This is a genomic window from Bradyrhizobium sp. CIAT3101 (assembly GCF_029714945.1).
Classification (GTDB): domain Bacteria; phylum Pseudomonadota; class Alphaproteobacteria; order Rhizobiales; family Xanthobacteraceae; genus Bradyrhizobium.
Genome location: NZ_CP121634.1, coordinates 3,059,150 through 3,085,696 on the forward strand (window position 1 = coordinate 3,059,150; position 26,547 = coordinate 3,085,696).

Genomic DNA, 26,547 nt, shown 5'->3' on the forward strand with positions numbered 1-26,547 from the left:
GGGGCCGGTGCTCGGCGCGCAAGCCTTCCATGCGCAAGCCTTCGACGCGCGGGCCGTCGATGCCGAAGGCTTCGCGCTGATCGAGATCCTGTGCGTGCTCGCGATCATCGGCCTGCTCGCGGCGATCATCCTTCCCGCGATCCCGCGTTCGACGACGCGGGCGAAGCTCGAGAGTTACGCGGTCGAGACCGCGGCGCTGCTGAAATCCGATCGCAACAGCGCGCTGCGCCGTCAGGTCAGGGTCGCGACCCTGGTCGACGCCGAGGCGCGCGCCATCCGTTCCGGCGTCACCGGACAGATCATCCGCCTGCCGCGCGACGTGGTCGTGCAGGCGACGCTGGCCGCGCGCTGCGCCGATCGTGCCACCGGGCGGTCGATCGATTTCTTTCCGTCGGGCATGTCGTGCGGCGGGACGATCGCGCTGGCGCGGCCCGGCATGGGTTACGAGGTGCGCGTCAACTGGCTGACCGGAGGCGTCGAGATTGTCCCGCAGAAGCTGCTCTGACGGCGCCGCCGGCTTCACGCTGATCGAGGCACTGGTCGCGCTTGCGATCATCGTCATCGTGCTGGGAACCATCGGCTCGGTCATATCGGTCACGACCAAGGGCACGCGCTCGATCGACCAGCATCTGGCGCTGGCCGGCACGGCCGAGACCTTGCTTGCGGATTTGCCGGCGCGCGGACTGCTGAAACCCGGCCGGCAGAGCGGCCAGCTCGCCGGCAGCCGCTGGCGCGTCGATATCGCGCCGATGAATGTGGCCGGCGGCAATCCCGCCACCGATCGCTTCGTGCCGCTGGCGGTCAATTTGCGCCTCCAGCGCCCCGACGGCAGCACGATCCAGGTCACGACGGTGAAGCTGGTGCCGAGGTCCACGCAATGACCCGCGCAACGAAACGCCTCTGCCGCGCGCTCGCTTCCGAGGCGGGTTTCACGCTGCTCGAAGTGCTGCTGGCGACGCTGCTGATGACGGTGATCCTGGCCGCGCTGGCGACTGTGACGGCACAGTGGCTGCCGAACTGGAATCGCGGCATCGCGCGGGTGCAGCGCGCGGAGCGCCTCGCCACCGGGCTCGACCGCATCGTCGCCGATCTCTCCGTCGCCGAGCAGATGACCGTGAACGGCGACGCCAAGGTGCCGCTGTTCGACGGCGCCGAATTGTCGGTGACCTTCCTGCGCACCGCGCTCGGCCCGAGCGCGCGCCCGGGCCTGGAATTCATCCGCCTGATCGAGAAGGCCGACGCGCAGGGGCTGGCGCTGGTGCGCGAGCGCGCGCCGTTCCAGCCGATGCCGACCGACGGGCAGATCCGTTTCGCCGATCAGGTGGTGCTGATCCGCGCGCCGTTCCGCGTCAGCTTCGCCTATGCCGGGCACGATCGGCAGTGGCAGCCGACCTGGCACGGTCAGTCGCAACTGCCGGATCGCATCCGCATCACGGTGCGCGACGGCGCCAACGGTCAGGTGCTGGCGGTTTCGGCCGCCGTGTTGCCGCACATCAACGCGCCGGCCGAATGCGCGCGCGCCAAGAATCCGACGACCTGTGTCACGGCGGGCCCGACGCCGCAACAGGCGGAGAAGAAAGAGGAGCAGCAGCTGTGAGCGGCGCCGCGGATGATCGGGACGCGCTGCGCCAGCGAACACCTGGCTCGCGGACGCTTGGTCGGAGAACACTTGGCTGGAGAACGCTTGGTCAAACAACAGTCGGCGAAAGACCACTCGGCGACGACCGCGGCTTCATCGTCATCGTGGTGCTCTGGATGCTGGCTGCGCTCGCCACGCTCGCGCTGGTCTATCTGACCTATGTGACCAACACCGCGGTCACCGTCGCCGTCAACACCGACCGTTTGCAGGCCGATGCACTGGTGAATGCGGGCCTCGAGCTCGCGGCCTATCGGCTGACCGCGGAAAGCGAGGCGACGCGCCCGACCAGCGGCACCTTCAATGCCCGCGTCGGGGCGGGAAGGGTGGCCGTGACGTTCCGCTCGGAGGCCGCGCGCATCGATCTCAACATGGCGCCGAAGGCGGTCCTCGCGGGCCTGATGACAGGACTCGGCGTCTCCGCGTCGGATGCGCCGGACTATGCGGATCGGATTCTGGCGTGGCGGTCGTCGACGGAGACCGGCCAGGACAATCCGGAGGATTCCTACTACCGCACGATCGGCGCGCCCTATCTGCCGCGCCACGCGCCGTTTCCGCATAGCGACGAGCTGTGGCTGGTGCGCGGCATCCCGCCGGCAGTGATCGAGCGCGTGCTCCCCTTCGTCACCGTGTTCAGCAACATGCGCACCGTGAACGTGGTGGATGCCGCGCCGCAGGTGGTGGCGGCGCTGCCGAATATGACGCCGGAGACCCTGCAGCGCCTGCTGCGCGACCGTGCCGACCCCAGCGTGGACCCGCGGTCCCTGATAGGGCTCGCCGGCAGCGCCAGCGCAACGATCGAGGGTTCGAAGGCTTACCGCGTGACTGTTACTACCGAGGCGCCGTCGCACCGGCAAAGCTCGGCCGAGATCGTCATCCTGCTTCTCGAAAGCGGCGATGAGCCCTATCGTGTATTGTCGTGGCACAACGCCTTCGACGGCTCTGCCGGAAAGCCCCTGTGAGATGAGTTCGCTCAATTCCCTTCGCGCGATCTTCGATGCCTGGACCGGCACGGTGGCCGGTGCTGCCGTTGCCGGACTGGAGCGGATGGTCTCGCCGCGCCTGGTCCGGCTGGTCGAAGGCGAGACCGGCGCGTTCGTGCTGGAGGCTGCGAAGCCGGAGAACGCGCCGAAGGAGATCGCGTTCGCGGACGGCAAGTTCACCGGCGCCAATCTCGCGCCCATCGTCCGCGGCTGCCGCGTCGAGATCGTGCTGCGGCCGACGCGCTTCCTGTTCCGTCCGCTGGAGCTGCCGGCGCGCGCGGCGGATTTCCTCGAGGGCATCGTGCGGGCACAGATCGATCGGCTGACGCCGTGGAGCGCGGGCGACGCCGTGTTCGGTTGCAGCGCGCCGGTGGCGCAAGGCGCAGAGGGCATCACCACGATGATCGCGGCGGCGCCGCGCCGGCTGGCGATGGGCTATGTCGAGGCCGTGTCCGGATTTCATCCGTCTGCGATCGCGGTTCTGACGGAGCCGGCCGAGGGCGGCCGCATCAAGGTATTCGAGCAGAAGTCGCGCGGCGCGATCGACCCGGTGCGGTTGAGCCGGATGCTGCAGGCGGTGCTGGTCGTCGCCGCGATCGCCGCCATATTCGGCTCGATCGTCGCGGGCTATCTGGCCGACAGCTTGAGCGCGCAGGAGAGCGAGCTCGAGCAGCAGATCACCCAGCGCCGCGCCGCGATCCGCGGTGCCGATGGCGGCGAGCGTTCGCCGCTGGCGCTGCTGGAGCGGCGCAAATACGACACGCCGGCGAGCGTGATCGTGCTGGAATCGCTGAGCCGTCTCTTGCCCGACCACACCTATGTCACCGAGATGCATCTGGCCGGCAACAAGCTCCAGATTGCCGGCATCACCCGCGATGCACCTTCGCTGATCCCGCTGATCGAGCAGTCCCAGCACTTCACCCGCGCGACCTTCTACGCGCCGACCACGCGCAGCTCGACCGATCCCGGAGAGCGCTTTCACATCGAAGCGCAGATCGAACCGAGGAATGCGCCATGAAAAGCGCCATGAAAAGCGGCATGAGCAGCGCCGGGATGGCAAGCGGAAGCGCAATCGCGCGTTGGCTGCACGGTTCGCCGCTGATCGCGGTCACGCTCTATCTCGCGGTGACGGCCGGGCTGTTGCTGACGGCGGGCCTGTCGATCGCCGACGTCATCGCCCACCGCCAGGCCCTGGCCCAGACCTCCGACCTGCTCGACCAGCTGCGCGGCCGCAAGGGCGCCGCCAAGAACGCCGCGGCGATCTCGGCCGAGCATCCCGGCACGCCGTTCCTGGAGGGACCGACGGTGACGGTCGCAGGCGCCAATCTGCTGCAGCGGGTTGCGGCCGCGGTCGGCAATGTCGGTGGCTCGGTGCAGTCCTCACAGGTCGACGTCTCAGGCGCGCAAGCAAAGGACGGCTTCGTCGGCCTCGTCGTCAGCTGCGAGCTGGAGCAGCCCGCGCTGCAGAAGGTGCTTTACGATCTCGAAGCCGGCATGCCGTTCCTGTTCGTCGACCAGCTCGACGTCCAGGTGCCGCAATCGACGGCCCTGAACGAGGCCAGCACCGGCCGCGTCAGGGTGATCCTGGGTGTTTCCGGGCAGTGGCAGGCGGGGAAGTAGCTCACCAGCTGTATTTGAACACGCCCTTGCCGGAATAGCTGGTGACGTTGCCGGAGAATTCGCCGTCGAAGGTGCCGGCCAGCGAGAAGCCGTTCAGCCATTTCATTTCCGCGCTGGCGCTGACGAGGGCGGAATCGGCGTCGACCCTGGCGCCGTTCACGACGAAGCTCGCGCCGGGCAGGGTCTGGAACAGCGCGGTAACGGCGCGGCTCGGATTGTAGTCGTGTGCCCAGGCGGCGCGGCCGCGCAGGGTCAGTACGCCGTTCTGCATCGCGTAGGATTTGTCGGTGCGCAGGCCGAGCTCGGAGCGGGTATCGTTCAGCGACTGCGCGGCATAGTTCAGCGCGAACAGGCCGCCGCCATTGAGGCTGACTTCGGAATAGCTGGGCAGGTTGAAATTCGTCACCTGCGCGGCCGCATAGGGCGTGATGCCGATCAGCGGCGTCGTGAAGCGGTAGCCGCCCTCGAAGCGGGCCGAGAACGTGTCGGCCCTGAACCGGCCCTGGAGCTGGTCGGCACCGGCGAGCGCCACGGTGCGGTTGGTGGTGACGTCGTGCCAGCCATAGGCCAGTGCGGCTGCGATATAGGCCGGGCCGAAATTGTGCCGGCCGTAGACGCCGGCCTGGAACAGGTCGGCGGAGCCCGCGCCCATCGCGTTGGCCAGCGAGTAGTTCAGCCCGCCGCCGCCGAGCGAGAAGCCGACGAGCGTGTCCAGCGAAATCCGGTAGTCGGCACCGGCCGCGCCGCCCCAGACCCGCGCAGTGAGGTCCTGCGAGCCGACCGCGGCATTGCCGCCGACCTGCGCCGAGCCGCCATAACCGGCCGCCCAGACGCTCCATCGATTGATCGGCTGCGACGACAGCAGCGGCGCCTTGGTCGCCATGGCATAGGCCTCGCGCTCGCGCGCGGTTGCCGGACGCATTGACGCATAGGCGGCCGCGTCGTCGCTGTCGGCGAATTGCGCGACGCTGCCGGCCTTGGTGAAGCCGCTCGAGCGTCCGACCACGGTCGGATCGAGCATCAGGTTGAGGAACTGGCCGTCGGCGTTGATCGCGGACTGGATGATGCCGGTGCCGAGCTCGCCCGAGGCGGTGGTCAGCCCCGCCGGCGTCAGCGCGGCGAAGGCGGCGGGAATGCCGCCGGTCGAATTGAAGAAATTGGTCAGCGTGTTGGCGACGTTCTGCTGGTTGACGGTGAGGCCGCCGCCGCTCGGCGTGAAGTTGACGCCGATATTGAGGAACACATTGTTGGCGTCATAGCTCAGCGTCGCGTTGATCGACGGCATGTTGGAGACGACGGCCGAATTGAAGGTCGAGCCGGCGAGACCACCGGCCGCGGTCAGGATCGTGTACTGCTTCTTGAGGGTGCCGGAGCCGAAGATCGCGCTCACCGTCGCGCCGCCGAGCGTGGCTGCGCCCGTGACGCTGGCGAGGCTGGACGTTGCGGAGGAGACCTGCACCATATAGGTCGAGGCCGCGGTGAAGCTCAGCGATCCGTTGATCGTCAGCGTCCCGGTCGGGTTCGCTGCGCTGCCCGGCGCAAGCGTACCGCCGGCGACCGCGACATTGCCGACGTTGCCGATGCCCGCGAGCGTGCCGCCGGCATTGACGGTCGACGCGCTGGTGATCGAGCCGTCGACCACGAGCTTGCCGCCGTTCACGGTGGTAGCGCCGGTATAGGTGTTGGCGCCGGTCAGCGTCTCCGTGCCGCCGGCCATGGTGAGGCCGCCGCCGGCGCCGCCATCGTCAATGACGCCGGCGAAGCTGCCGTTGCCGCTGGTGATCGTCAGCGTGTTGGCGCCGAGATTGACATTGCCCGAACCCGACAGCGATTTGATCGAGGTGCCGCCGTTGGAGAGGTTCGAGATGTCGAAGATACCATCGGCGATGACGTTCCGGGATGAAGCGATGCTGCCATTCAGGCCGCCGAAAAAAACAAGGTCCAACTCGCCGCCCGCGGCAATCGTGGTCGTGCCGGTATACGAGTTGTTGCCTGAGAGCTGCTGCGTGGCGGCGTTGGCAATCACCAGATTGCCCCCCGTGCCGCCGCCGATACCGCCGTCCATGATGACGCCCGAGAACACGCTTCCGTTCGTGATCGTGAGTGTCTTCGAGCCGAGCGCGATGAAACCGGCACCAGCCACCGAGAAAAGCGCCTGTATCGAGGCGCCGGAGGTGGTCTGCGAAATATCCAATGTCCCGGTCGCAGCCGGCGAGAAGGTCACAAGGACCGAACTCGCGATCGAGCCGCTGCCCTTCAGCGCCAGCGTCGCACCGACGTCGATCTGGGTTGCGCCGGTATAGGTGTTGACGCCGGAGAGCGTTTGGGTGCCGTCGAAAATCTCGACCCCGCCCGTTCCATTGATCACACCGGAGAACTCGGTCGAACCGTTGGTGATGAGAACTCCCTTGGTGCCCATCTGGACCGCCCCGGTCCCGGCCAGCGTGGTGAGGGCCGCTGCCGATGGAGTGATCGCGGAAATGTCGAGCGTGCCGTTCACCGTGACGACGCTGGAGCTCGCGATGCTGCCGAAGCCCGACAGCGCCAGCGTTCCGGCCGAGATCGTCGTCGCGCCGGTGTAGGTGTTGGTGCCGGTCAGTGTCAGCGTGCCGGTGCCGACCTTGGTCAGGCCGCCGCCGGTGCCGGAGATCACGCCGTCGACCTGGGTCGAGGTGTTGAGGCTGCCGGTGGTGAGCGTGTTGGCGCCGAGCACGTAATTGCCGGCGCCTTCGATCGATCCGGACGTCATGCCGCCGTTGGTCAGGCCGGAGATGTCGACGGTGCCGCCGGCATTGGTGATGAAGCGGGCGCTGCCACCGGTCGACGTGCCCGTGAAGCTCGTGGTGCCGTTATTGTTGGTCGTGATCGTGGAGCTGGCCGCGGTGGCGGAGCCGTCGAAGGTCAGCGTGCCGCTGTTGGTGATGGCCGAGCTGGCGGCAGTGGTATTGCCGTGGAAGTTCAGCGTCGCTCCCGTAGCATTGCTGATCGTCGCGGTGCCGGCCGACGCGCTGGTGAAGAAATCGATCTGGCCGTTGACGTTGTTGGTGATCTGGGAGCTGCCGGCCGAGCTGTTGTCCTCGAACGTGACGAAGCTGTTGTTGGTGAGGGTGACCGTTCCCGCCGTGCTGTTCTGCAGGAAGTTGACGGTGCCACCGGCATTGTTCGTGATGGTCACGGCCCCGGTGCCGCCACTCGCGGTGCTGCTGTTCTGAAAGACCAGATTGTTGCCGGAGGTGACCTCGAAGGTCTGCGTGTTGGCGGAATTGTTGATGATGCCCGCTGCGTTGATGATGAACGGGTTGGAGATCGTGAACGTGTAGGCCTGCGCAGTGTTCGTGAACTGCAGCGAGCCGATGGCGACGACGCCGTTGAGGTTGTCGATCGCGGTTGAGCCGGTGCTGGTGAACGTCGCGGTCCCGTCCGGGACGCTGGTGCTCCAGTTGGCGGGATCCGTCCAGTCGCTGCTGGTGCCGTTCCAGGTGGCGTCCACGGCGTGGGCGGCGACGACGCCAAGCGCCGTGGTCGCGAGCAGGGTCGCCAGCGAGTGCCGGACGACGGCGCGCAGCCGCTTATCGGTCCTCGCACGCGCCATTGTCAGTCCAGCCATCGGTATTCTCAAATTGACAAAGAAATCCGCAACTTATGCGTGTGGCGAAGCCGCGTGCCGATGCCATAATCCATAGCGCCGCGGCGTCCTGCAATGAACGGAAGTCCATTTGCGCCGAGATCCAGGCTGTTTCGCTTGCAATTTCGACGATCGTGGCCGTTGGGCAACATTTTCACGCGCTGCAACAGCGCTGAAAGCTCAGGTTCTGCAGTCCGGTAGAACAGGTTGCACGCGGGTTGATCGTGAGGCCCATCAGAACTAGTTTGCGGCCTCTGGCTTGCCGCGCGCTGGCTGATCGCAGGGGAGTTCGATGTCCGGGTGGCTGAGATCGGTCGGATTGGCTGTGTTTTGTGCGGCCTTCGGCATCACCGAAAGCGTAGCGGCCACCTCGTCGCGTATGGACATCCTGTCTGACGATGCCGCCGGCAGCCCTGCCGAAAGCGTCGATGTCGGTGCGGTCAAACCGATTGCCCGGCCAGCCCCGGCCGCGAGCAAGCCTGCGCCCCGCGGCAATCCACTGTGGTCGGCGCCGCTGTCGGCGCTGACCGCGACCCAGGAGCGCCCGATTTTCTCGGCGACGCGGCGGCCGCCGCCGCGCGCGGTCGCGGCCGCACCGGCCGAAGTGGCCCGAACGGCGCCGCCGCCGAAGCCGGTCGAGGCGCCGCCACCGCTGATGCTGGTCGGGGCCGTGGTGGGCGAGGGTGATGCGATCGCGATCCTCATCAACCGCACGGATCAGAAGATCGTTCGGCTGCGGCAGGGCGAATCGCTGGACGGCTGGTCGCTGGCCTCGGTGCAGCCGCGCGAGGTGACATTCAAGCAGGGCGATCGCAGCGAGGTGCTGGCGCTCCAGCGGCTGGACGGATCGCCGGCACCGGCAGGGCCGCCCGCAACGGCCGGTGTGCCTGCGGACAGCGGCAGCAAGCTGACGATGCCGACGACGGCCAACACTTCGTTCGCGCCCTTCGTACCGCGCTCGACGCCAAAGAACGGCGAATCGGACGGGCTCTGAGCGCTACCGTTCGAGGATCGCCTCCAGCGTTTCGCAGACTCGCTGTTGATGGTGCTCCTGCAGGCCAATCCAGAATGGCAGCCTGATCAAGCGCTCGGACAAATCGATGGTGCGTGACAGATCGCCGTGCGCGCGTCCGAACTGTCTGCCGGCTGGCGCGGAATGCAACGGGACGTAATGGAAGACCCCCTGGATTTGTGCTTGCCGCAACTTTCGGAGCACGGCTCCGCGGTCGGCACCTTGCGGCAGCAGCACGTAATAGAGGTGGCCATTGTGCCGGCACTCAGCGGGTACAACCGGGCGCCGCAGCAAGCCCCGCTGCTCGAGCGGCGCCAGCATGGCATGATATCTGTTCCAGATCGCGAGCCGCTCGTCGGTGATATACTCGGCCTGTTCCAGTTGGGCCCACAGGAAAGCCGCTGTGATGTCGCTCGGCAGATAGGAGGAGCCGATATCCTGCCAGGTGTATTTATCGACCTCGCCGCGGAAGAAGCGGCCGCGATCGGTGCCCTTCTCGCGCATGATTTCGGCGCGCTGCGCAAACCCAGGATCGTTCACCAGCAGGCAGCCGCCTTCGCCCGACATGATGTTCTTGGTTTCGTGGAAGCTGAAGCTGCCGAGATCGCCGATGGCGCCGAGCGCCGAGCCCTTGTAGCTCGCCATGATCCCCTGGGCTGCGTCCTCGACGATCCGCAAATTATGACGCCGCGCGATCGCGACGATCGTGTCCATCTCGCAACCAACGCCGGCATAATGCACCGGCGCGATCGCGCGCGTGCGCGGCGTGATCGCAGCCTCGATCTGCTGTTCGTCGAGGTTGAGGGTGTCTTCGCGGATGTCGACGAAGACCGGGACCGCGCCGCGCAGCACGAACGCGTTCGCGGTCGAGACAAAGGTGAACGAAGGCATGATCACCTCGTCCCCGCTCTCGAGGTCGAGCAGCATCGCGGCAATGTCGAGGGCAGAGGTGCAGGAGTGCGTCAACAACGCGCGCGAACATCCGGTGCGCTGCTCGAGCCATTGATGGCAAAGCTTGGTGAAGTGACCGTCGCCGGACACGTAGCGGCTGTCCAGCGCATTCTGGATGTAGCCGTGCTCTTTTCCGGTCGCGTAGGGCCGATTGAACGGGATGTACTCGGATGCCATTGCCTAAGCCGTTGAACCACCTTAAGAACCACATTAACGCTCTGGTCCGAATCCACGTTGACGTTTCCCGCTGCGAAAATCAACTGGCCATCATGTGCAGTCCGGTGCAACGGCCGCGCCGCACCATCGCGGGCACTCGCGACGGATCGCGATGTGTTTTCGCGGGGAAGGATGCGGCTTGACCGACACGCAAGTTAACGCGCCAGGCGGGACGGACGGCCCCAAAAGCGAAGAGGGCAGCGGTCGCCTGCATCGGCTCGTTCGCGGCTGGTCGGCGAACCTGGTCCAGATGGTGCTGGGGCTGACCCAGCAATTGCTGCTGATCCCCGCCTTCCTGCACGTCTGGAGTGGCGACGTGCTCGCGGCGTGGCTTGCGATCTATGCCGCCGGAAGCCTCGTCATCGTGGCGGATGCCGGATTGCAGTTTCGCGCCATCAATCGGTTTCTCGCCTTCAAGTCCTGTGTCGACTGCGACGGACGCACGGCGAGCGTCTACCACGGGATGCTGCGCATCTATCTCGCCATCGTCGCCGGGCTCGGTGTCCTGCTTTGCGCGGCCGAGTATCTCGCACCGCCGTCGGCCGTGCTCGGTTTTGGCGCGATGCCGACATTCGACGCCGCGATGCTGGTGATGACAGTGGGAATGCTGCTGAGCCTGCCCGCCAATCTCTGCTCCGGCCTTTATCGCGTCCGCGGCCTGTATGGCCGGGCCGTGTGGATGCAAAACGCCGCACTGCTGCTCGGCCAGATCGCGCAGCTCGTCGCGCTCGCCATGTTCGGCAGCCTGCTCGCGGTGGCGATCGCCTTCGTGTCGACGCAGCTGCTGTTCATGGTCTTTATCGTCGGCTTCGATACGCCGCGCCGCTTCCCGTTCCTGCGCCGTGCCGCAAGGCCGCCGTTGATCGCGCCGTCCTGGCGCTGGAGCATCGGCCAGTTCGGCCGCGCGCTTCCTTTCGCGATCGCCAACATCACCGAGCTTGCGCTCGTCAACATTCCGGTCCTGCTCGTCTCCGCGCTCGTCACCGATCGCGTCGCGGTTGTGCAATGGGGGCTGACGCGCGTGATCGCGAGCCTGGTGCGCGGGCTATGTCTCCAAACCGCGTTGCCGCTCGGTGCCGAGCTCGGGCACGATCATGCAATCGGCGACAAAGATCGGCTCCGCCGTCTCTACGCGCATGGATCGGTTTTCGTCACCGGGCTCGCTTGCCTGGCGGTCGCGGGCTTTCTGCCGTTCTGGCCCGATTTCTTCGCGCTGTGGACTCATGGCGGCATACCCTATGACGGGCTGCTCGCCGTAACGCTGCTGCTCGGCTCGGCCGCCGGCGCGCCCTCGCTGATGGCGCTGGTCTTTGCCAATCACAGCAATCGCGGCGCGCTTCTGATCCGGACCAAGGGATTGCAGTTCGTCGTATTCCTGGTGCTATCCCTCGTCCTGATTCCGCGGCTCGGGCCGCTCGGTGCGGCCCTTGCGATGGTCGCGAGCGACATTGTCGTCCAGTTCGGGCTGCTCACGCTGGTGATCATATGGCAGACCTTGCGCCACCCGCTCAGGCATGTCGCGTTCCTGCTGCTCACGGCCGCGGGGATCATCGCGCCGGGCTGGCTGATCGGGCTCGCGATCACCGCGCTCCTGCCGGGAAGCGGGCTCGTGCATTTCGTGCTGGAATGCGCGATCTGGATCGCGGTGGTCGGTGGGCTCGCAAGCCCGCTCTTGAACACGGCACTGCGCGAGCGGCTGCGGGCGCTGGTTCCGGCTTAGCCGATGATCTCAGCGCGCAGTCAGCGCCAGCCGGTGCTTCAGCCGCTCCAAATGACGGGCGAATTCCCGGTGGCCGGCCTTGGTCTCCTCGGCGAACTGCGCGAGCCGAAGATGTCCGGCCGCGCTCAGGCGTTCGCGCGTGCCCTCGGCGCGGAGACTGACGATGGCGTCGGCGAGTGAGCGCGGGTCGTCGTAGTCGAACAGGATCGCAGCGTCGCCGGCTTGCGCCTTGAAGGCTTCGGGGTAGATCACGGGCGTGCCCACGGTCCAGGCTTCGAGCGGCGGCAGATTGGTCGGGCCGAAATAGGTCGGCATCACCAGCGCCGATGCGCCGCGGTAGAGCGCGCCGAGCTCGGCGGATTCGACGAAGCCGATGATGGAGATCTGGTCGGATAATCCCAGGTTACGGATCGCCAGGTCGATCTTGTCGCGACCGCTGCGGTTGGAGCCGCACAGCACCAGCCGCTCGGTGATACCGCGTTCGCGCAACAATGCGAGCGCGGCGAGCAGCGTGATGTGGTTCTTGTGCGGCCAGAACTGCGCCGGATAGAACAGATAGCCGGGCTCGAGCCGGTATTTCGCCAGCACGGCTGCATCGGCGGCTGCATCGGGCGCGGATCTGCTGACATAGGTCGAGGGCGAGAACGGGATGCAGATCGCGCGCTCCCGCTCCATGGCGTAGCGGCGGCAAAGATCGTCGATCAGCTCGGACGCATTGACGATCACCGCGACCGCCTTGGTGCTGGCCAGGCGGAACAGGATCTCGCGGCGCTCGAATTCACCGAAGGTGCGCACTTCCGGAAACTCCGGTGCATCGCGATGGCAGCCGTCGAAGATCGTGATGATGAACGGCAGCTGGTGGAGCAGCAGGTGCCGCTTCGAGGTCGAGGTGAAATGCACGACGTCGATACCGTCGCGGATCAAGGCGCGCTCGAACGGCGATTTGAGCTCCAGCGCGATCTGGACGAGATCGAACGGACCGCAATATTTGAGGAACAGGAAGATGTAATCGACTACGCCGAATTTGCGTATCCGCCCCTCGATGCCGAACTCCTTCAGGATCTCGAGCGTCTTCGGATAGGGCGAGTACACCACGATCTCATTGCCGGACTGTGCCGCCCAGTCGCGCAGCCAGAGCAGATCGTTGAGCGGTTGCTGGAAGCCCCCGCCGACGTCGAGGGCCTGCTCCAGCATCACGGCAACGCGCAGTGGTCTCACGGCTTGCCGGCCTTTCTGGCGACGGCGTAGGCGGCCCAGATCTTCGAGTGCGGGGCGTCCTGGGTCAGCCATGCGGCGTGGTCGGCCGGCTGAAAGCCGCTGGCCGCGAGCGCCGCGTCGATCTCGAATGGAAACCAGTAACGCATGTGGTGCGCTTCATCGACGCGCCGGATCGTGGTGCGGTCCGTGTCCTCGCAGAACAGCGTGTAGTTCACCGTAACGGTCGCCGCCTGTTCGTCATGGTCGGATTGCGCAATCCGGGTCAGGCGCAGCGGCTTCTGCTCGATTACCTTGACGCGCGTCTCGACGCCTTGTGCCAGCACGGCGCCGCCATACCAATAGTCGAAGAACAATACGCCGCCTGGCTTCAACGCGGCATGGGCCGTGCGAAACATTGCCGCCAGTGCATCGCGGCTGGCCTGATAGCTGGCGACGTGGAACAGCGACACCACCGCATCGTAGTCGCGTTCCGGGCCGGTCTCGCAGACATCGCCCTGCCGGAACGGAATCGAGAGCCCGGCCTGCGCGGCGCGCGCCTTGGCGCTCGCGATCATCTCATGGCTGAGATCGATGCCGGCGACGCTCCAGCCCCGGCGCGCGAAGGTGAGCGCGTGCAGGCCGGTGCCGCAGCCGAGATCGAGCAGCCGTCCGGAGGAAACGCCGTGGTCGCGCAGGCGTGCTTCGACGAACGATGTCTCGGCCGCGTAATCCTTGTCCTGATAAAGCAGGTCATACCAGGGCGCGTAGTCGGCGAACACCGTCACGCCAGAATCTCCTTGAGCGCCTGTGCGGAGCGCGCGATCTCGTCGTCGGTCAAGGCAAGCCCGCTCGGCAGGTAAAAACCGCGACGGGCGATGTATTCCGCGTTCGGATGGGATTCATCGAGCATCAGGCCCATCCGGCGCAGCACCGGCTGCTCGTGCATGCACCAGAAGAACGGCCGCGTGCCGATGCCCTTTTCGCCGAGGCGGCGCATCGCCTCCTTGGCGTCGAAGGGCACGCTGTCGTCCAGCACGACGCCGTAGACCCAGTAGATGTTGTCGGCATAGTTGGTGCGGGCGACCGGGCGGCGGATGTGGGCGACGTTGCCGAGATGGTCGTCATAGAGCCGGCCGATCCGGCGCTTGAGCTCGACCGTGCGCGGCAGGCGCTCGACCTGGGCGACGCCGAGCGCGGCCTGGAGGTTGGTCAGGCGCGCGTTCCAGCCGAGGTCCTCGTGAACGAAACGCTGCTGCGGCTGGAAGCAGAGATTGCGGTAGCCCTGCAGGCGGTCGGCGAGCGTGTCGTCGTCGGTGAGGATCATGCCGCCTTCGCCGGTGGTGACATGCTTGTTGGGATAGAAGCTGAAGGTCGAGACGTCGCCGAAACTGCCGCAGGGCGCGCCACGATAGGTCTGCCCGTGCATCTCGGCGGCGTCCTCGATCACCCTCAGATCATGCTTGCGCGCAAGCGCCATGATCGGTTCGAGATCGACCGGCAGGCCGTAGATGTGCACCAGCATGATCGCGCGCGTGCGCGGCGTGATCGCGGCCTCCACGCCCTCGACCGTCATGTTCCAGGTCGCGGCATCGCAGTCGACCCCGACCGGGACGAGGCCGGCGCGCACGACGGCCGCGGCACAGCTGATGATCGTGAAGGTCGGGAGGATGACTTCGGAGCCTTCCTCGAGGCCGAGCGCGTGGACGGCGATGTCGAGCGCGACCGAGCCGTTGGTCACGGCGATGCCGTGGCGCCGTCCGGCGGCTTCCGCCATCGCCTGCTCGAAGCGCTTGATGAACGGTCCTTCCGAGGAGATCCAGCCGGTGCGGATGCATTCGGCAAGATACTCGGCCTCGTTGCCGTCGAGCAGCGGCGTGTTGACGGGAATGAACGGCGAGGTCACGGATTTGGACCCTTGATCCGGATTTCCGACTGGGCGACTTCGGCAAAGCGGGTCTTGTCGTTCTCGCCGGAGTAGGGGCCCTGCTTGATCTCGAACATCTCGACCGGCTCGAGCACGTGGAAGCCGTGCGCGCCGCTGCACAACAGGATGATGTCGCCGGCGCCGAGCACGCGGCTTTCCAGATAGTTCTCTTCGACCGTGTAGAAGTCGACCTGGAGCTTGCCCTTCTGGATCAGGAGCACTTCCTGGGTGTAGTGCACCTCGCGCGTCACCTTGTTGTGACGATGCGGCTCGATGCTCTTGCCCTTCGGATGGCTCATATAGGCGAGCTGCTGCGACAGCTCGGGCGACGAAAAGAAGTGGATACCCGGCTCGCGGAACGAGGCGCGCACGATGATCGCATAGAGCTGGTCGCCGAATCGAACATGTTCGACGTGTTCCATCTGAGCCTCGACAAAAAACGCTGTAATTTTAGTGACATAGCGTCACGCGGGAGCACTTTGGCCATTTTGGCCGGGACCGTCAAGATCAGGCGATCGGGGATTGCGGGAGCGCCGCTAGGCCCGCGCGGCGAGCCGCAGGATGGTCTCGACGCGTTGGCGGAAGGTGTGGCTCGAAAGCGTGCGGGCCTGTCCGGCCGCAGCGATCGCCTGGCGAGCGGGCTCATCGTTGAGATAGCGATCGATCTGCGCGATACAGTCGTCGGCGGAACGCCAGACAGCGACCTCGCGGCCGGGCTCGAACAGCGTGTGCAGGTTGTCCTTGAAGTCGGTGAGCAGGAAGGCGCCGATACCGGTTGCTTCGAACAGCCGCGCATTGCCGGCTTCCGGTCCGGCCATGTCGATATGCGAGTTGAGCGTCACGCGCGAGGCTCGCAGCGCCTGATACATGTCCACGCCCCACACCTCGCCCTGGTAACAGCGATGAAGCGGTGACGAGGCGGGCAGCGTATGCAGGCCGCTGCCGAACAGTTTCAGATCGTAGCGGCGCGCAACAGCTTCCAGCTGCGCCACGCGCTGCTGGTGATCGGCCGATACGGCGCCCACGAACGAGACGTCGATGCTGCGCTCTGGTGCAGGCGGAAGAACGTCGAGGATCGCAGGCTCGAATCCCAGGTGGATGACTTCCGAGCGGGCGCCTTGTTGACGAAAGAAATCCACCACCGCGGCGATCTGCGAGATCAGGAGATCGTAGACCGACCAATCTTCGCCGCGCGAGGGCACGATTCCAACCTGGCCGACCATGGTGGGGCGGCAGATCTGCTTGATCCGACGCACCAGTCGCGTGTCGACGTGGAAGAGATCCTGGTTGAGGATCAGGTCCGGTTTGAAGTCCTCGATCTGCGCCAGCAGGATCTGTTCGGACTGCGCGTCGAGGCGCGGGCTCAGGCCGATCTTGCGGGCGAGCGGCCTCAACACCGGCTTGAAAGGCGCGACGGCGCGTTGCAGCCATCCCGGGATGGCATCGCTCACGGCGGCGCCCGGCGGCGGCGATGGCGTCACGCTGATGCCATGTTCGCGCGCCCATGCCGTTTGCATCCATCCGTTGTTGACGTGGATGTTGGCGGCCGTGTGCCCGAGGGCTTCGAAATTGCGCGAGTAGAAGTCGGCCACGCCGAACAGGCTGGCGTTGCGCGCTGCCATCTGCGCGTCGTAGCTCGAATTCTCGAGGCCCGGATGGCGCCGGTACAGCCAGGCGAGGAAGCGCTGATAATCTGCGTTGAGGACGAGAACGCGCACGGCCTAGCGCGTCCCGTTCGCGAGTTTGCGAGTGATGTCCCGGCGGAGGCTCATTTGCGGGTCGAATAGCCCATTCACGGACCGTGCACAATGTCCGGGCGGCCTGAAATCCGGCGGCGCGGGACCTACCGCTCGTCCGCGATCACCTTGCCGTCGTTCGGCAATGCGCCGGGGCTGACCAGCTCGACTGCGCCGCCGAGCTTGGTCACGGCCCGCAGGGTGCCCGCGATCTCCTCGCGCAGTGCATCGCCTGATGTGTCCGCCTCGGCTTTCAGCGTCATCGCATCGGCCTCGCCCTGGCGGGTGACGACGAGGCGCAGCCGTCCGAGCGCGGGATGGCGCTTGGCGATCTCGGCGACCTGCTCGGGGCGGACGAACATACCCTTGACCTTGGTGGTCTGGTCGGCGCGGCCCATCCAGCCCTTGATGCGCATGTTGGTGCGACCGCATTTGCTCGAGCCCGGCAACGCCGCGGTGAGGTCGCCGAGCGCCAGCCGGATCCAGGGATGGTGCGGATCGAGCGAGGTCACCACGATCTCGCCGACATCACCCGGGGACACGGGATCGCCGGTGCCGGGCTTGACGATCTCCATGATCAGATCCTCGTTCACGACCATGCCGTCGCGCGCCTCGGTCTCGAACGCGATGAGGCCGAGATCGGCGGTGCCGAAAGCCTGGTAGGCGTCGATGCCGCGCGCCTTGATCTCGGCCTGCAGCGTGGGCGGAAACGCCGCGCCCGAAACCAGCGCGCGCTTGATCGAGGAGATGTCGCGGCCCGCGGTCACTGCGGCATCGAGCAGGATCTTCAGGAAATCGGGGGTCCCACTATAGCCGACGGGACGGTAGGCCTCGATCAGCTCGAACTGCTGCTCGGTGTTGCCGGGGCCGGCCGGGATCACCGCGCAACCCAATGCGCGCGCCGAGGCGTCGAAGATGAAGCCGCCGGGGGTGAGGTGGTAGCTGAAGGTGTTGAGCACGATGTCTTCGGGGCGGAATCCGGCCGCGTACAGCGCCCGCGCGCCGCGCCAGGGATCGGCCTGCCGCCCCTCCGGCTCGAAGATCGGGCCGGGCGACGTGAACAGGCGGGCAAACGACCCCGGGGCCGCCGCCACGAACCCGCCGAAGGGCTGGGAGGCCTTGTGCAGGGCAGGCAGTTCCGACTTGCGCAGCACGGGAAGGCCGGCCAGCGCCGTCCTGGAGGTCACCGCGGCGGGATCGATGCCCTTCAGCCGCTCGGCATAGGCGGGCGTGCTCATCGCGCTGCGCAGGAGGCCTGGCAGGCGGGCGAACAGCTCGGCCTCGCGCGCCGCTGGCTCGCGCGTCTCGAGGGCGTCGTAATGGGCGGTCATGACAGGTCTTTCCGGGTTGGCATCCGTTGCACGCCGCCGCTCGCATGGGTATCAGACGGCCATTGGCGGGGCGTGGAGAGGACGCAATGGCGGACGAGAGCATCATTCCGGCGGAAGAAGCGGCGGGGGTCGTCGCGCGCCTGAAGCGCCGCATGATCGAGGACGCGATCCCGCTGTGGTCGACCGTCGGCTGGGACCATGAAACGGGCGGTTTCATCGATCGGCTGCACCGCGACGGCACGGCCGACAGAGCCGCGCCGCGGCGCGTGTTCGTGCAAGCGCGCCAGATCTGGTGCTACGCCAAGGCGGCGCAGATGGGCTGGTATCCGCAAGGTCGCGCCATCGCGCTGAAGGGGCTCGAGCATCTGCTGGCAAAGGCCAAGGCGCCGGACGGAAAGCCCGGCTATGTGCACCGGCTGACGCCGGATGGCGCGGTGCTCGATGCGCGGCGCGACGCCTATGACCACGCCTTCATCCTGTTTGCGCTGGCAACCGTCTATACGCTCGACCAGGACGCGCAGATCCGCGCCGAGATCGATGCGCTGCTCGGCTTCCTCGACGGCCATCTGCGCTCGCCGCATGGCGGCGTGCATGAGAGCCTGCCGGTGTCGCTGCCGCGCCGGCAGAACCCGCAGATGCATCTGTTCGAGGCGATGATCGCGTGCTTCGACGCGACCCACGATCTGTCGTTCCAGAACCGCGCCGGCGAATTCTTCGCGCTGTTCCTCGCCAATCTCTACGACAAGCGGAAATGCGCGCTCGGCGAATATTTCGAGGAGGACTGGTCGAAGATCGAACCGGTCAGCGTCGAGGCCGGCCACCAGGCGGAATGGGTCTGGCTGCTGAAGGGATTTGAACGCATCACGGGCTGTCCGACCGGACAGCGGCGCGCAGAGCTGCTGGCGACGGCGCTGCGCTATCGCGACACGGCGACCGGCTGTCTCGTCGACGAGGGCGACGATACCGGCAATATCCGCCGCGCGACGCGCCGGCTGTGGCCGCAGACCGAGATCGCGAAGGCGTGGATCGCGCAGGCCGAGTCGGGCGAGGCGGGTGCGGCGGAGGAAGCGCGTGCGTCGCTGGTGCGGCTCGAACGGCATTATCTCAGCCATCCCGTGCGGGGCGGCTGGTACGACCAGTTCGACAGCGACGGCAAATCGCTGGTCGACACCATTCCTGCGTCGTCGTTCTATCATGTTCTCTGCGCGGTCACGGAAGCGGAGCAGGTGCTGAGCTAGAGCTCAGAGCCACCGTTTGCGCCGCTTAAAACTCTTCAGGTTCTTGAAGCTCTTGCGCTGGTCGCCGGCGCCGCCGAGGTAGAATTCCTTGACGTCCTCGTTGTCGCGCAGCTCGTCGGCGGTGCCGTCGAGCACGACCTTGCCCTGCTCCATGATGTAGCCGTGGCTTGCCACCGACAGCGCGGCGCGCGCGTTCTGCTCCACCAGCAGGATGGTGACGCCGAGGTCGCGGTTGATCTTCTGGATGATCGAGAACACCTCTTTCACCAGTAGTGGCGACAGGCCCATCGACGGCTCGTCCATCAAGATCATCTTCGGGCGTGCCATCAGTGCGCGGCCGATCGCGAGCATCTGCTGCTCGCCGCCGGAGAGATAGCCGGCCAGTCCCGTGCGCTCCTTCAGGCGCGGGAAATAGTTGAAGACCATATCGAGGTCGGCATCGACCTCGCGATCCCTGCGCGTGAAGGCGCCGAGCCTGAGGTTTTCCAGCGACGTCATGTCGGCGACGATGCGCCGGCCCTCCATCACCTGGAAGATGCCGCGGCGGACAATCTTGTCGGGATCGATGCCGGCGATGGGCTCGCCCTCGAACAGGATCTCGCCGCGCGTGACCTCGCCGTCCTCGGTCTTGAGCAATCCCGAGATCGCCTTCAGCGTCGTCGACTTGCCGGCACCGTTGGCGCCCAGCAGCGCCACGATCGCGCCCTTGGGCACGTCGAGGCTGAGGCCGCGCAGCACCAGGATGACGTCGTCATAGACGACCTCGATGTTGCGCACGGCGAGGAGGGGAGCGGGGGCCACGGCCGTCGGTTTGGCGCGGGATGCTTCGAGGATGTCGGTCATGTTCGGTGCCGCCAATTTGCTGCGCTCGTCATGCCCGGGCTTGTCCCGGGCATCCACGTACTTTGTGGGTGAGGTCAGACGTGGATGGCCGGGACATCTGCGCGAAGACGCGCTTCGCGCTTTTGCCCGGCCATGACGTCCGAGATTGCATCACCAGCCCAGCAGTTCCGGCTTGCGCGGCAGCTCGACGGTCTTGACCTTCTCGAGCTTGATCGTGCCCTTGGCCATGAGGTCGTTGAGGTCGCCGTCGGTCGCGCCCGAGATCTCGGTGCGATAGAGCTCGACCTTGAGCGTGCCGCGATGGTCCTTGTCGGTCCAGGTCGAAGGCGCGCAGACGCCTTCCATGCCGGCCGGCACCCAATCCTTCTTCTGGTAGAAGCCCTTGGCGACGTTGTCGCCGGTGGCGCCGCCGTTCTTGGTGGCCCAGTCAAGCGCCTCCTTCATGTAGAGCGCCGAGCAAACCGCCGCGACGTAGTGAACCGGGCGATAGACCTTGCCGGTGGGGTCGGACATCTTGGAGATCTCCATCACCGTCTTCATGCCGGGCGCGTCACCGCCCCAGCTCACCGCGGTGCGCAGCGGGAAGATCACGCCGTTGGCAGCGTCACCCGCGGTCTTGGCGGCGTTCTCGTCCATGCCCCAGACATTGCCGAGGAACTGGATCTCGACGCCGGCGGTCTTGCAGGCCTTCATCACCGAGATGTTGGAGGCCGCGGTGTTGCCGAGATAGGCGTAGTTGGCGCCGGAGGATTTCAGGCTCAGGCACTGCGCGCTGTAGTCACCCGGCGCGAGCGCGAACACCAGCGGCGGCAGCACCTCGAAACCGAGCTCCTGCGCCATCGCTTCGCCGGCAGCCTTCGGCGCGTTCGGGTACGGATGGTTGGCGCCCATGTGGACGAATTTCGGCTTACCGGGCTTGCCCTTGGCCTTCCAGTCCTCGGCGGCCCAGATCAGCATCGCGCGCAGCGAGTCTGAATAGCTCGGGCCGTAGAAGAAATTGTAGGGCGCGGGCTTGGCCTTGCCGCTGGTGCCTTCAGGATCGGTCAGGGCGGCGGCATAGGAGCCCGAGAGGTCGGGGATCTTGTCCTGGGCGAGGAAGCCGGTCAGCGCTTCGGTGTCAGCCGTGCCCCAGCCCATGATCGCGGCGACCTTGCTGTCCGGCGCCGACCATTTCTTGTAGAGCGCGATCGCGCGCGGCACCTGGTAGCCGTAATCGTTGGTGTCGACGCTGAGCTGCTTGCCGCCGACGCCGCCGTTCTTGTTGACCCAGGCAAAGGTGTCGGCGACGGCCTGGCCGTAGGGCGTGCCGACGTCGGAGGTGCCGCCGGAATAATCGGCGAGATGCCCGATCGCGATCTGCGCCTGCGCGCTCGCGGAGTATGCCGCGATCACAAGCGCGAGCGATGCGGTGCTCAAAAGGGACTTCATTGTCATGGGTCGGTTCCTCCGGTTTTATTGTTTAAGTGAAGCAGCCCGCGCTCAGTGCGAGAACGGGTAGAGTTTCCAGTATGCCTTGATCTGCCGCCAGCGATGCGCGAGCCCGTCCGGCTCGAACATCAAGAACGCGATGATGATCACCCCGATCGCGATCTCGCGCAGGAAGGTGATGTTGTTGTTGAGCGACAACGCCTTGTCGATCGCGCCGCCCTTCAGTGAGAGGCTGATGAATTCCATCGATTCCGGCAACAGCACCACGAAGGCCGTGCCCATCAGCGTGCCCATGATCGAGCCGGTGCCGCCGATGATGATCATGGCGAGGAACAGGATCGAGCGCTCGATACCAAACCCTTCCTGCGAGACCACCAGCTGGTAATGCGCGTAGAGCGCGCCGGCGATGCCGGCGAAGAACGCGGCGAGCCCGAACGACAGCGTGCGGTATTTGGTGAGGTTGATGCCCATGATCTCGGCGGAGAGATAATGGTCGCGGATCGCCACCAGCGCGCGGCCATCGCGGGTGCGCATCAAATTGGTGACGAGGACGTAGCTGAAGAGCACATAGGCCAGCACGACGTAGAAATATTGCTTATCGCCGCGCAAAGTGTAGCCCAGAATCGAGAACGGCTCGGCGCTCGCCGGCACGGAGCCGCCGGAAAACCATTCGGCACGTGAGAAGAAGTCGAGCAGGATATATTGGGCGGCCAGCGTCGCGATGACGAGGTAAAGCCCCTTCAGGCGCGCCGCCGGAATGCCGAAGATCAGCCCGACCAGCGCGGTGACGACACCGGCGAGCGGGATCGCGAAGAACACCGGGATCGGCGCGTTGTTGGAGATGTAGGCCGAGGTGAAGGCGCCGAGCAGGAAGAAGGCGGCATGCCCGATCGAGATCTGGCCGGTGAAGCCGACCAGGATGTTCAGCCCGAGCGCCGCGATCGAGAAGATACCGATCTGGATCAGGATGCTGAGCCAGTAGCCGCCGAGGACTTGCGGCACGAGGCAAAGCAGCAAGACGCCGGCAATCGCAAAGTTGCGGCTGGTCGTGGTCGGGAAGATCGTGGTGTCGGCCGCGTAGGAGGTGCGGAAATCACCAGCAGGGATGAGGGCAGGGCCGGCCATGGATCAGATCCGCTCGATGTCGTGGGTGCCGAACAGGCCGTAAGGCTTGATCATCAGCACGATGATGAGGACGTAGAACGGCGCGATCTCGTAGAGATTGCCCCAGTGCAGGTATTGGCTGTCGACATATTGCGCGACGTTCTCGAGCACCCCGATGATGATGCCGCCGAGCACCGCGCCGCCGACGGAATCGAGCCCGCCGAGGATCGCCGCCGGAAACACTTTTATGCCGTAGGCGGCAAGGCCCGACGACACGCCGTTGACCACGGCGACGACCACGCCGGCGACCGCGGAGACGGTGGCGGAGATCGCCCAGGCCATTGCGAACACGCTCTTCACGGAAATGCCGAGCGACTGCGCCACCTGCTGGTTGAACGCGGTGGCGCGCATCGCGAGGCCGTATTTCGAGGCGCGGAAGAACCAGGCCATGCCGATCATCATCGCGACCGACACGACCAGGCTCATGACATAGACGGTCTGGATCTGGAGGCCGAACAGGCCGACCGACTGGCTCTCGAACACGCGCGGGAACGGCTGCGGATTGACGCCAAACATCCATTTCAGCGTCGCCTGCAGCACGGTGGAGAGGCCGATCGTCACCATGATGACAGAAATAATGGGTTCGCCGATCATCGGCCGCAGGATCAGCACCTGGATCGCGATGCCGAACACGAACATGAACACCAGCGTCATCGGCATGCCGATCCAGAACGGCACCTGGTATTTGGCGAGCAACGCCCAGCATACCCAAGCGCCGACCAGCAGCATTTCACCTTGCGCGAAATTGACGACCTGCGTCGCCTTGTAGATCAGCACGAACGACATCGCGACCACGCCATAGAGCGTGCCGACCACGAGGCCGTTGACCAGGAGCTGGATAAGGAAGGCGCTGTTCATGTGATGCTGTCCTTCGCCTCTCCGTAACGGCGCGAGAAGGGGTGGATCAATTGCGGGTTCTGCATCGGAAGCGAATTCACTCCGCGGCCTCCGCCATGGGCCCGTGTTCGCCGAGATCGACCACGCGGAGCGTCGTGCGCACACGCTGCGTGGTGCCGTCCTGGAAGCGGATCACGGTGTCGACGGGGATGTCGGCTGCTCCGCGATAGATGGCGTCGATGATGCCTTCGTATTTCTCGTTGATGACGCTGCGGCGCACCTTTCGCGTGCGCGTGAGCTCGCCGTCATCGGCGTCGAGCTCCTTGTAGAGCAGCAGGAAGCGCGAGATGCGCTGTGCCGGCGGCAGCGTGGCGTTGACGGTCTCGACTTCCTTCTGGAGCAGCCTGTAGACTTCGGGCCGCGAGGCGAGGTCGCTGTACGTCGTGAACGAGAGCCGGTTTTTCTCCGCCCATTTCGAGATGATGGAGTAGCGGATGCAGATCATCGCGGCGAGCGCGTCGCGGCCGGCGCCCAGCACGACGGCTTCCGCGATGTAGGGCGAGAACTTCAGCTTGTTCTCGATGAATTGCGGCGAGAAGCGCTCGCCGCGCGAGGTCTCCGCGAGATCCTTGATGCGGTCGATGACGACGAGCTGGCGGTCCGCGTTGAAATAGCCGGCATCGCCCGACAGCATCCAGCCGTCCCTGATGTCGGCGACGCTGGCCTCGGGATTCTTGTAATAGCCGAGGAACATGTTGGGGTGCCGCACCACGATCTCGCCGACACCGTGGACGTCGGCATTGTCGATGCGGATCTCGACGCTGTCCGCCATCGGCACGCCCGTCGTGTCAGGGTCGACCTTGCCCGCGGGATGCAGCGTGTAAGCTCCCAGCAGTTCGGTCTGACCGTAGAGCGTGCGCAGCGGCACGCCCATGGCCTGGAAGAACTTGAAGGTGTCGGGCCCGAGCGCGGCGCCGCCGGTCGCGGCCGAGCGCAGCCGCGTGAAACCGAGCCGGTCGCGCAGCGCGCGGAACAGGATCGCGTCGGCAAAGCCCGAGCGCTTGCCCTGTTCGAGCGCGGCCAGACCCGACTTCATGCCGATGTCGAACAGCCGTTGCTTGAACGGCGTCGCATCCATCACCTTGGCGCGGACGTCCGCCGCGATGGATTCCCAGGCCCGCGGCGCGAACAACACGAATGTCGGCGCGATCTCGCGCAGATCGTTCATCATCGTATCCGGCTCTTCGACGAAGTTGATCTTCATCCGGCAGAGCAGGCCTTTGCCGAGCACATAGACCTGTTCCATGATCCAGGGCAGCGGCAGCACCGAGACATATTCGTCGTCGGGGCCTTTCGGGTCGAAGGCGAGATAGGTCGCACAATGGCCGAGCACGCGACCGGCGGCGAGCATCGCGAGCTTCGGATGCGACGTCGTGCCCGACGTGGTGCAGAGGATCGCAACATCCTCCCCCTTGGTGGCATCGACCAGCCTGTCGTAAAGCTCCGGCTCGCGCGCGGCCCTGGTACGGCCGAGCTCGGCGAATTTTTCTGCCGACATCAGGCGCGGGTCGTCATATTTCCGCATCCCGCGCGGGTCGGAATAGATGATGTGCTTGAGCCGCGGCACGCGCTCGGCCAGCGCCAGCAGCTTGTCCACCTGCTCCTCGTCCTCGGCGAAGACGAGCTGCGCTTCGCCATAGTTGAGGAGATACAAGGCCTCTTCATCGAGCACATCGCGATAGAGCCCGAGGCTCAATCCGCCGATCGCATGCGCCGCCACTTCCGCCGCGACCCAGTCCGGACGGTTATCGCCGATGATGCCGATGACATCGCCGCGGCCAAGGCCCAGTTCGACCAGGCCTAGCGCGAAATCGCGCACGCGGGTCTGGTAATCGTTCCAGGTGAACGGACGCCAGAGGCCGAGATCCTTTTCGCGTAGCGCGATCTCGTTGCCGTGCTCCTTGGCATTGAGCCGGAGCATTTTCGGATAGGTGTCGGCCTGGGCGACGCGGCCTGCGTAATCCATCATGCCGCGCTCTCCTGCGCCGGAGGGGCATCGTCCGGATCGACCAGCGTCTCGTCTTCCTCGCCGAGATAGGCGCGCCTGACGTGGGGATCGGCGAGCACGGCGGCGGGGTCGCCCTCGGCGATCTTGCGGCCGAAATCCAGCACCATGACGCGGTGGGAGATGTCCATCACCACGCCCATGTCGTGCTCGATCATCACCACCGTCATCCCGAATTCCTCGTTGAGGTCGACGATGTAGCGGGCCATGTCCTCCTTCTCCTCGAAATTCATGCCGGCCATCGGCTCGTCGAGGAGGATGAGGCGCGGCTCCAGCGCCATGGCACGCGCAAGCTCGACGCGCTTGCGCAGGCCGTAGGAGAGGGTGCCGGCGGTGGCTTTGCGCACCGATTGGAGGTCGAGAAAGTCGATGATCTCTTCCACCTTGCGGCGGTGCTCGAGCTCTTCCTTGCGCGCGCCGGTGAGCCAGTAGAGCGAACCCGTGAGGAAATTGTTCTTCAACAGGTGATGGCGGCCGACCATGATGTTGTCGAGCACGCTCATGTGGTGGAACAGCGCCAGGTTCTGGAAGGTGCGGCCGATGCCGAGCTTGGGACGCGCATTCGGCGTCAGCCCGGTGATGTCGCGGCCCTGGTAGAACAGCTGGCCTTCGGTCGGCTTGTAGCGCCCGGAGATGCAATTCACGATCGAGGTCTTGCCGGCCCCGTTGGGGCCGATGATCGAGAACAGCTCGCCCTCGTTGATGGCGAAGCTGACGTCGGTCAGCGCGCGAACGCCGCCGAACCGCAAGGACACGCCGCGCACTTCGAGACTGGTAGCCACCAAACAAATCCCTCCCGGTGATGGCGCATTCAGTGGCGCTCTTCGTCCGTTCCTCTCGGGCAATCCTAGTACGGTCGTGCCGGTGAGGCCATGCAACACATGGTCCCGACCGGAGCCGCGCCACTTTCGTCCCCGTTTGGGATCAAAAGCCGCATCACCCGAGGTGGCTCTCAATAGGGGAAAGCGCTATTTTGAAATGTCTCCGGCCTGACAATTCTGCGACAAAGTTTTCAGGGCTG

23 protein-coding genes are annotated in these 26,547 nt (G+C 65.8%); 9 read left to right on the plus strand and 14 right to left on the minus strand.

From position 1 onward, the window contains the following. Window positions 1–7: 7 nt before the first annotated feature. Genes QA645_RS14305 through gspM form a run of 6 tightly spaced genes read left to right on the plus strand, consistent with a single transcriptional unit; the run spans window position 8 to window position 4,239 of the window. Complete coding sequence (locus QA645_RS14305) at window positions 8–505, plus strand: prepilin-type N-terminal cleavage/methylation domain-containing protein (RefSeq protein ID WP_349253191.1); 498 nt, start codon at window positions 8–10, stop codon at window positions 503–505. Next, window positions 483–881 carry a prepilin-type N-terminal cleavage/methylation domain-containing protein gene (locus QA645_RS14310; RefSeq protein ID WP_254194639.1) on the plus strand — a complete coding sequence of 133 codons (399 nt, stop codon included), beginning with the start codon at window positions 483–485 and terminating at the stop codon, window positions 879–881. The genes QA645_RS14305 and QA645_RS14310 overlap by 23 nt, the downstream gene beginning before the upstream one ends. Then, on the plus strand, window positions 878–1,597 hold the full coding sequence (locus QA645_RS14315; RefSeq protein WP_283050981.1) for a general secretion pathway protein GspJ: 720 nt from the start codon (window positions 878–880) through the stop codon (window positions 1,595–1,597). The genes QA645_RS14310 and QA645_RS14315 overlap by 4 nt, the downstream gene beginning before the upstream one ends. Beyond that, window positions 1,594–2,598 carry a type II secretion system protein GspK gene (locus QA645_RS14320; RefSeq protein WP_283050983.1) on the plus strand — a complete coding sequence of 335 codons (1,005 nt, stop codon included), beginning with the start codon at window positions 1,594–1,596 and terminating at the stop codon, window positions 2,596–2,598. Before QA645_RS14315 ends, QA645_RS14320 begins: the two co-directional genes overlap by 4 nt. 1 nt (window position 2,599) lies before the next feature. Beyond that, window positions 2,600–3,637, plus strand: a complete 1,038-nt coding sequence (locus QA645_RS14325; RefSeq protein WP_283050985.1) for a PilN domain-containing protein — start codon at window positions 2,600–2,602, stop codon at window positions 3,635–3,637. Between the two features lie 20 nt (window positions 3,638–3,657). Further along, window positions 3,658–4,239, plus strand: a complete 582-nt coding sequence (gspM, locus tag QA645_RS14330; RefSeq protein WP_283053195.1) for a type II secretion system protein GspM — start codon at window positions 3,658–3,660, stop codon at window positions 4,237–4,239. Between the two features lies 1 nt (window position 4,240). Here the strand turns inward: gspM and QA645_RS14335 are convergent, their stop codons facing one another. Then, window positions 4,241–7,846 (minus strand): autotransporter domain-containing protein, encoded by a 3,606-nt coding sequence (locus QA645_RS14335; RefSeq protein WP_283050986.1) that lies wholly within the window; start codon window positions 7,844–7,846, stop codon window positions 4,241–4,243. 310 nt (window positions 7,847–8,156) lie between these two features. Between QA645_RS14335 and QA645_RS14340 the strand changes: the two genes are divergently transcribed. Further along, entirely contained in the window at window positions 8,157–8,858 is a 702-nt protein-coding gene (locus tag QA645_RS14340; RefSeq protein WP_283050987.1) for a hypothetical protein, read from the plus strand. 3 nt (window positions 8,859–8,861) lie between these two features. On the opposite strand, the gene rffA is transcribed toward QA645_RS14340, so the two are convergent. Next, window positions 8,862–10,004, minus strand: coding sequence for a dTDP-4-amino-4,6-dideoxygalactose transaminase (rffA, locus tag QA645_RS14345; protein WP_283050988.1), 1,143 nt, complete (start codon window positions 10,002–10,004; stop codon window positions 8,862–8,864). Between the two features lie 178 nt (window positions 10,005–10,182). Between rffA and QA645_RS14350 the strand changes: the two genes are divergently transcribed. Further along, complete coding sequence (locus QA645_RS14350) at window positions 10,183–11,763, plus strand: hypothetical protein (RefSeq protein WP_283050990.1); 1,581 nt, start codon at window positions 10,183–10,185, stop codon at window positions 11,761–11,763. 9 nt (window positions 11,764–11,772) lie between these two features. On the opposite strand, the gene QA645_RS14355 is transcribed toward QA645_RS14350, so the two are convergent. The 6 genes from QA645_RS14355 to QA645_RS14380 form a co-directional block, all read right to left on the minus strand. Beyond that, window positions 11,773–12,981: a glycosyltransferase gene (locus QA645_RS14355; RefSeq protein ID WP_283050992.1), complete on the minus strand. Its 1,209-nt coding sequence runs from the start codon at window positions 12,979–12,981 to the stop codon at window positions 11,773–11,775. Then, window positions 12,978–13,745 (minus strand): class I SAM-dependent methyltransferase, encoded by a 768-nt coding sequence (locus tag QA645_RS14360; RefSeq protein WP_283050994.1) that lies wholly within the window; start codon window positions 13,743–13,745, stop codon window positions 12,978–12,980. Before QA645_RS14360 ends, QA645_RS14355 begins: the two co-directional genes overlap by 4 nt. Then, window positions 13,742–14,863 (minus strand): DegT/DnrJ/EryC1/StrS family aminotransferase, encoded by a 1,122-nt coding sequence (locus tag QA645_RS14365; protein WP_283050996.1) that lies wholly within the window; start codon window positions 14,861–14,863, stop codon window positions 13,742–13,744. Before QA645_RS14365 ends, QA645_RS14360 begins: the two co-directional genes overlap by 4 nt. Then, window positions 14,860–15,306: a hypothetical protein gene (locus QA645_RS14370; RefSeq protein WP_148775315.1), complete on the minus strand. Its 447-nt coding sequence runs from the start codon at window positions 15,304–15,306 to the stop codon at window positions 14,860–14,862. Before QA645_RS14370 ends, QA645_RS14365 begins: the two co-directional genes overlap by 4 nt. 114 nt (window positions 15,307–15,420) lie before the next feature. After that, complete coding sequence (locus QA645_RS14375; protein WP_283050998.1) at window positions 15,421–16,602, minus strand: glycosyltransferase; 1,182 nt, start codon at window positions 16,600–16,602, stop codon at window positions 15,421–15,423. A gap of 125 nt (window positions 16,603–16,727) precedes the next feature. Then, complete coding sequence (locus tag QA645_RS14380) at window positions 16,728–17,951, minus strand: AMP-binding protein (protein ID WP_283050999.1); 1,224 nt, start codon at window positions 17,949–17,951, stop codon at window positions 16,728–16,730. 86 nt (window positions 17,952–18,037) lie between these two features. Here QA645_RS14380 and QA645_RS14385 point away from each other — a divergent pair, with 86 nt between their 5' ends. Then, window positions 18,038–19,189, plus strand: coding sequence for an AGE family epimerase/isomerase (locus QA645_RS14385; protein ID WP_283051001.1), 1,152 nt, complete (start codon window positions 18,038–18,040; stop codon window positions 19,187–19,189). A gap of 3 nt (window positions 19,190–19,192) precedes the next feature. On the opposite strand, the gene QA645_RS14390 is transcribed toward QA645_RS14385, so the two are convergent. The 6 genes from QA645_RS14390 to QA645_RS14415 all read right to left on the minus strand — a co-directional run bounded on the left by QA645_RS14390 (window position 19,193) and on the right by QA645_RS14415 (window position 26,308). Further along, window positions 19,193–20,032: an ABC transporter ATP-binding protein gene (locus QA645_RS14390; protein WP_254194618.1), complete on the minus strand. Its 840-nt coding sequence runs from the start codon at window positions 20,030–20,032 to the stop codon at window positions 19,193–19,195. Between the two features lie 150 nt (window positions 20,033–20,182). After that, on the minus strand, window positions 20,183–21,466 hold the full coding sequence (locus tag QA645_RS14395; protein ID WP_283051004.1) for an ABC transporter substrate-binding protein: 1,284 nt from the start codon (window positions 21,464–21,466) through the stop codon (window positions 20,183–20,185). A gap of 45 nt (window positions 21,467–21,511) precedes the next feature. After that, window positions 21,512–22,585 carry a branched-chain amino acid ABC transporter permease gene (locus QA645_RS14400; protein WP_283051006.1) on the minus strand — a complete coding sequence of 358 codons (1,074 nt, stop codon included), beginning with the start codon at window positions 22,583–22,585 and terminating at the stop codon, window positions 21,512–21,514. Window positions 22,586–22,588: 3 nt separating this feature from the next. Next, the gene (locus QA645_RS14405) at window positions 22,589–23,482 is read right to left on the minus strand and encodes a branched-chain amino acid ABC transporter permease (RefSeq protein ID WP_283051008.1); all 894 of its coding nucleotides are present in this window, start codon (window positions 23,480–23,482) and stop codon (window positions 22,589–22,591) included. A gap of 76 nt (window positions 23,483–23,558) precedes the next feature. Next, window positions 23,559–25,490 carry a long-chain fatty acid--CoA ligase gene (locus QA645_RS14410; RefSeq protein WP_283051010.1) on the minus strand — a complete coding sequence of 644 codons (1,932 nt, stop codon included), beginning with the start codon at window positions 25,488–25,490 and terminating at the stop codon, window positions 23,559–23,561. Continuing rightward, the gene (locus QA645_RS14415) at window positions 25,487–26,308 is read right to left on the minus strand and encodes an ABC transporter ATP-binding protein (RefSeq protein ID WP_254132733.1); all 822 of its coding nucleotides are present in this window, start codon (window positions 26,306–26,308) and stop codon (window positions 25,487–25,489) included. Before QA645_RS14415 ends, QA645_RS14410 begins: the two co-directional genes overlap by 4 nt. Window positions 26,309–26,547 lie beyond the last annotated feature (239 nt).

What these genes read in the sequence shown, in the direction of transcription:
- QA645_RS14380 (WP_283050999.1), bottom strand. Translation starts at nt 17,951, where the DNA reads ATGACCGCCCATTACGACGCCCTCGAGACGCGCGAGCCAGCGGCGCGC.
- rffA (WP_283050988.1), bottom strand. Translation starts at nt 10,004, where the DNA reads ATGGCATCCGAGTACATCCCGTTCAATCGGCCCTACGCGACCGGAAAA.
- QA645_RS14385 (WP_283051001.1), top strand. Translation starts at nt 18,038, where the DNA reads ATGGCGGACGAGAGCATCATTCCGGCGGAAGAAGCGGCGGGGGTCGTC.
- QA645_RS14325 (WP_283050985.1), top strand. Translation starts at nt 2,600, where the DNA reads ATGAGTTCGCTCAATTCCCTTCGCGCGATCTTCGATGCCTGGACCGGC.
- QA645_RS14390 (WP_254194618.1), bottom strand. Translation starts at nt 20,032, where the DNA reads ATGACCGACATCCTCGAAGCATCCCGCGCCAAACCGACGGCCGTGGCC.
- QA645_RS14400 (WP_283051006.1), bottom strand. Translation starts at nt 22,585, where the DNA reads ATGGCCGGCCCTGCCCTCATCCCTGCTGGTGATTTCCGCACCTCCTAC.
- QA645_RS14395 (WP_283051004.1), bottom strand. Translation starts at nt 21,466, where the DNA reads ATGACAATGAAGTCCCTTTTGAGCACCGCATCGCTCGCGCTTGTGATC.
- QA645_RS14370 (WP_148775315.1), bottom strand. Translation starts at nt 15,306, where the DNA reads ATGGAACACGTCGAACATGTTCGATTCGGCGACCAGCTCTATGCGATC.
- QA645_RS14340 (WP_283050987.1), top strand. Translation starts at nt 8,157, where the DNA reads ATGTCCGGGTGGCTGAGATCGGTCGGATTGGCTGTGTTTTGTGCGGCC.
- QA645_RS14315 (WP_283050981.1), top strand. Translation starts at nt 878, where the DNA reads ATGACCCGCGCAACGAAACGCCTCTGCCGCGCGCTCGCTTCCGAGGCG.
- gspM (WP_283053195.1), top strand. Translation starts at nt 3,658, where the DNA reads ATGAGCAGCGCCGGGATGGCAAGCGGAAGCGCAATCGCGCGTTGGCTG.
- QA645_RS14335 (WP_283050986.1), bottom strand. Translation starts at nt 7,846, where the DNA reads ATGGCTGGACTGACAATGGCGCGTGCGAGGACCGATAAGCGGCTGCGC.
- QA645_RS14410 (WP_283051010.1), bottom strand. Translation starts at nt 25,490, where the DNA reads ATGATGGATTACGCAGGCCGCGTCGCCCAGGCCGACACCTATCCGAAA.
- QA645_RS14405 (WP_283051008.1), bottom strand. Translation starts at nt 23,482, where the DNA reads ATGAACAGCGCCTTCCTTATCCAGCTCCTGGTCAACGGCCTCGTGGTC.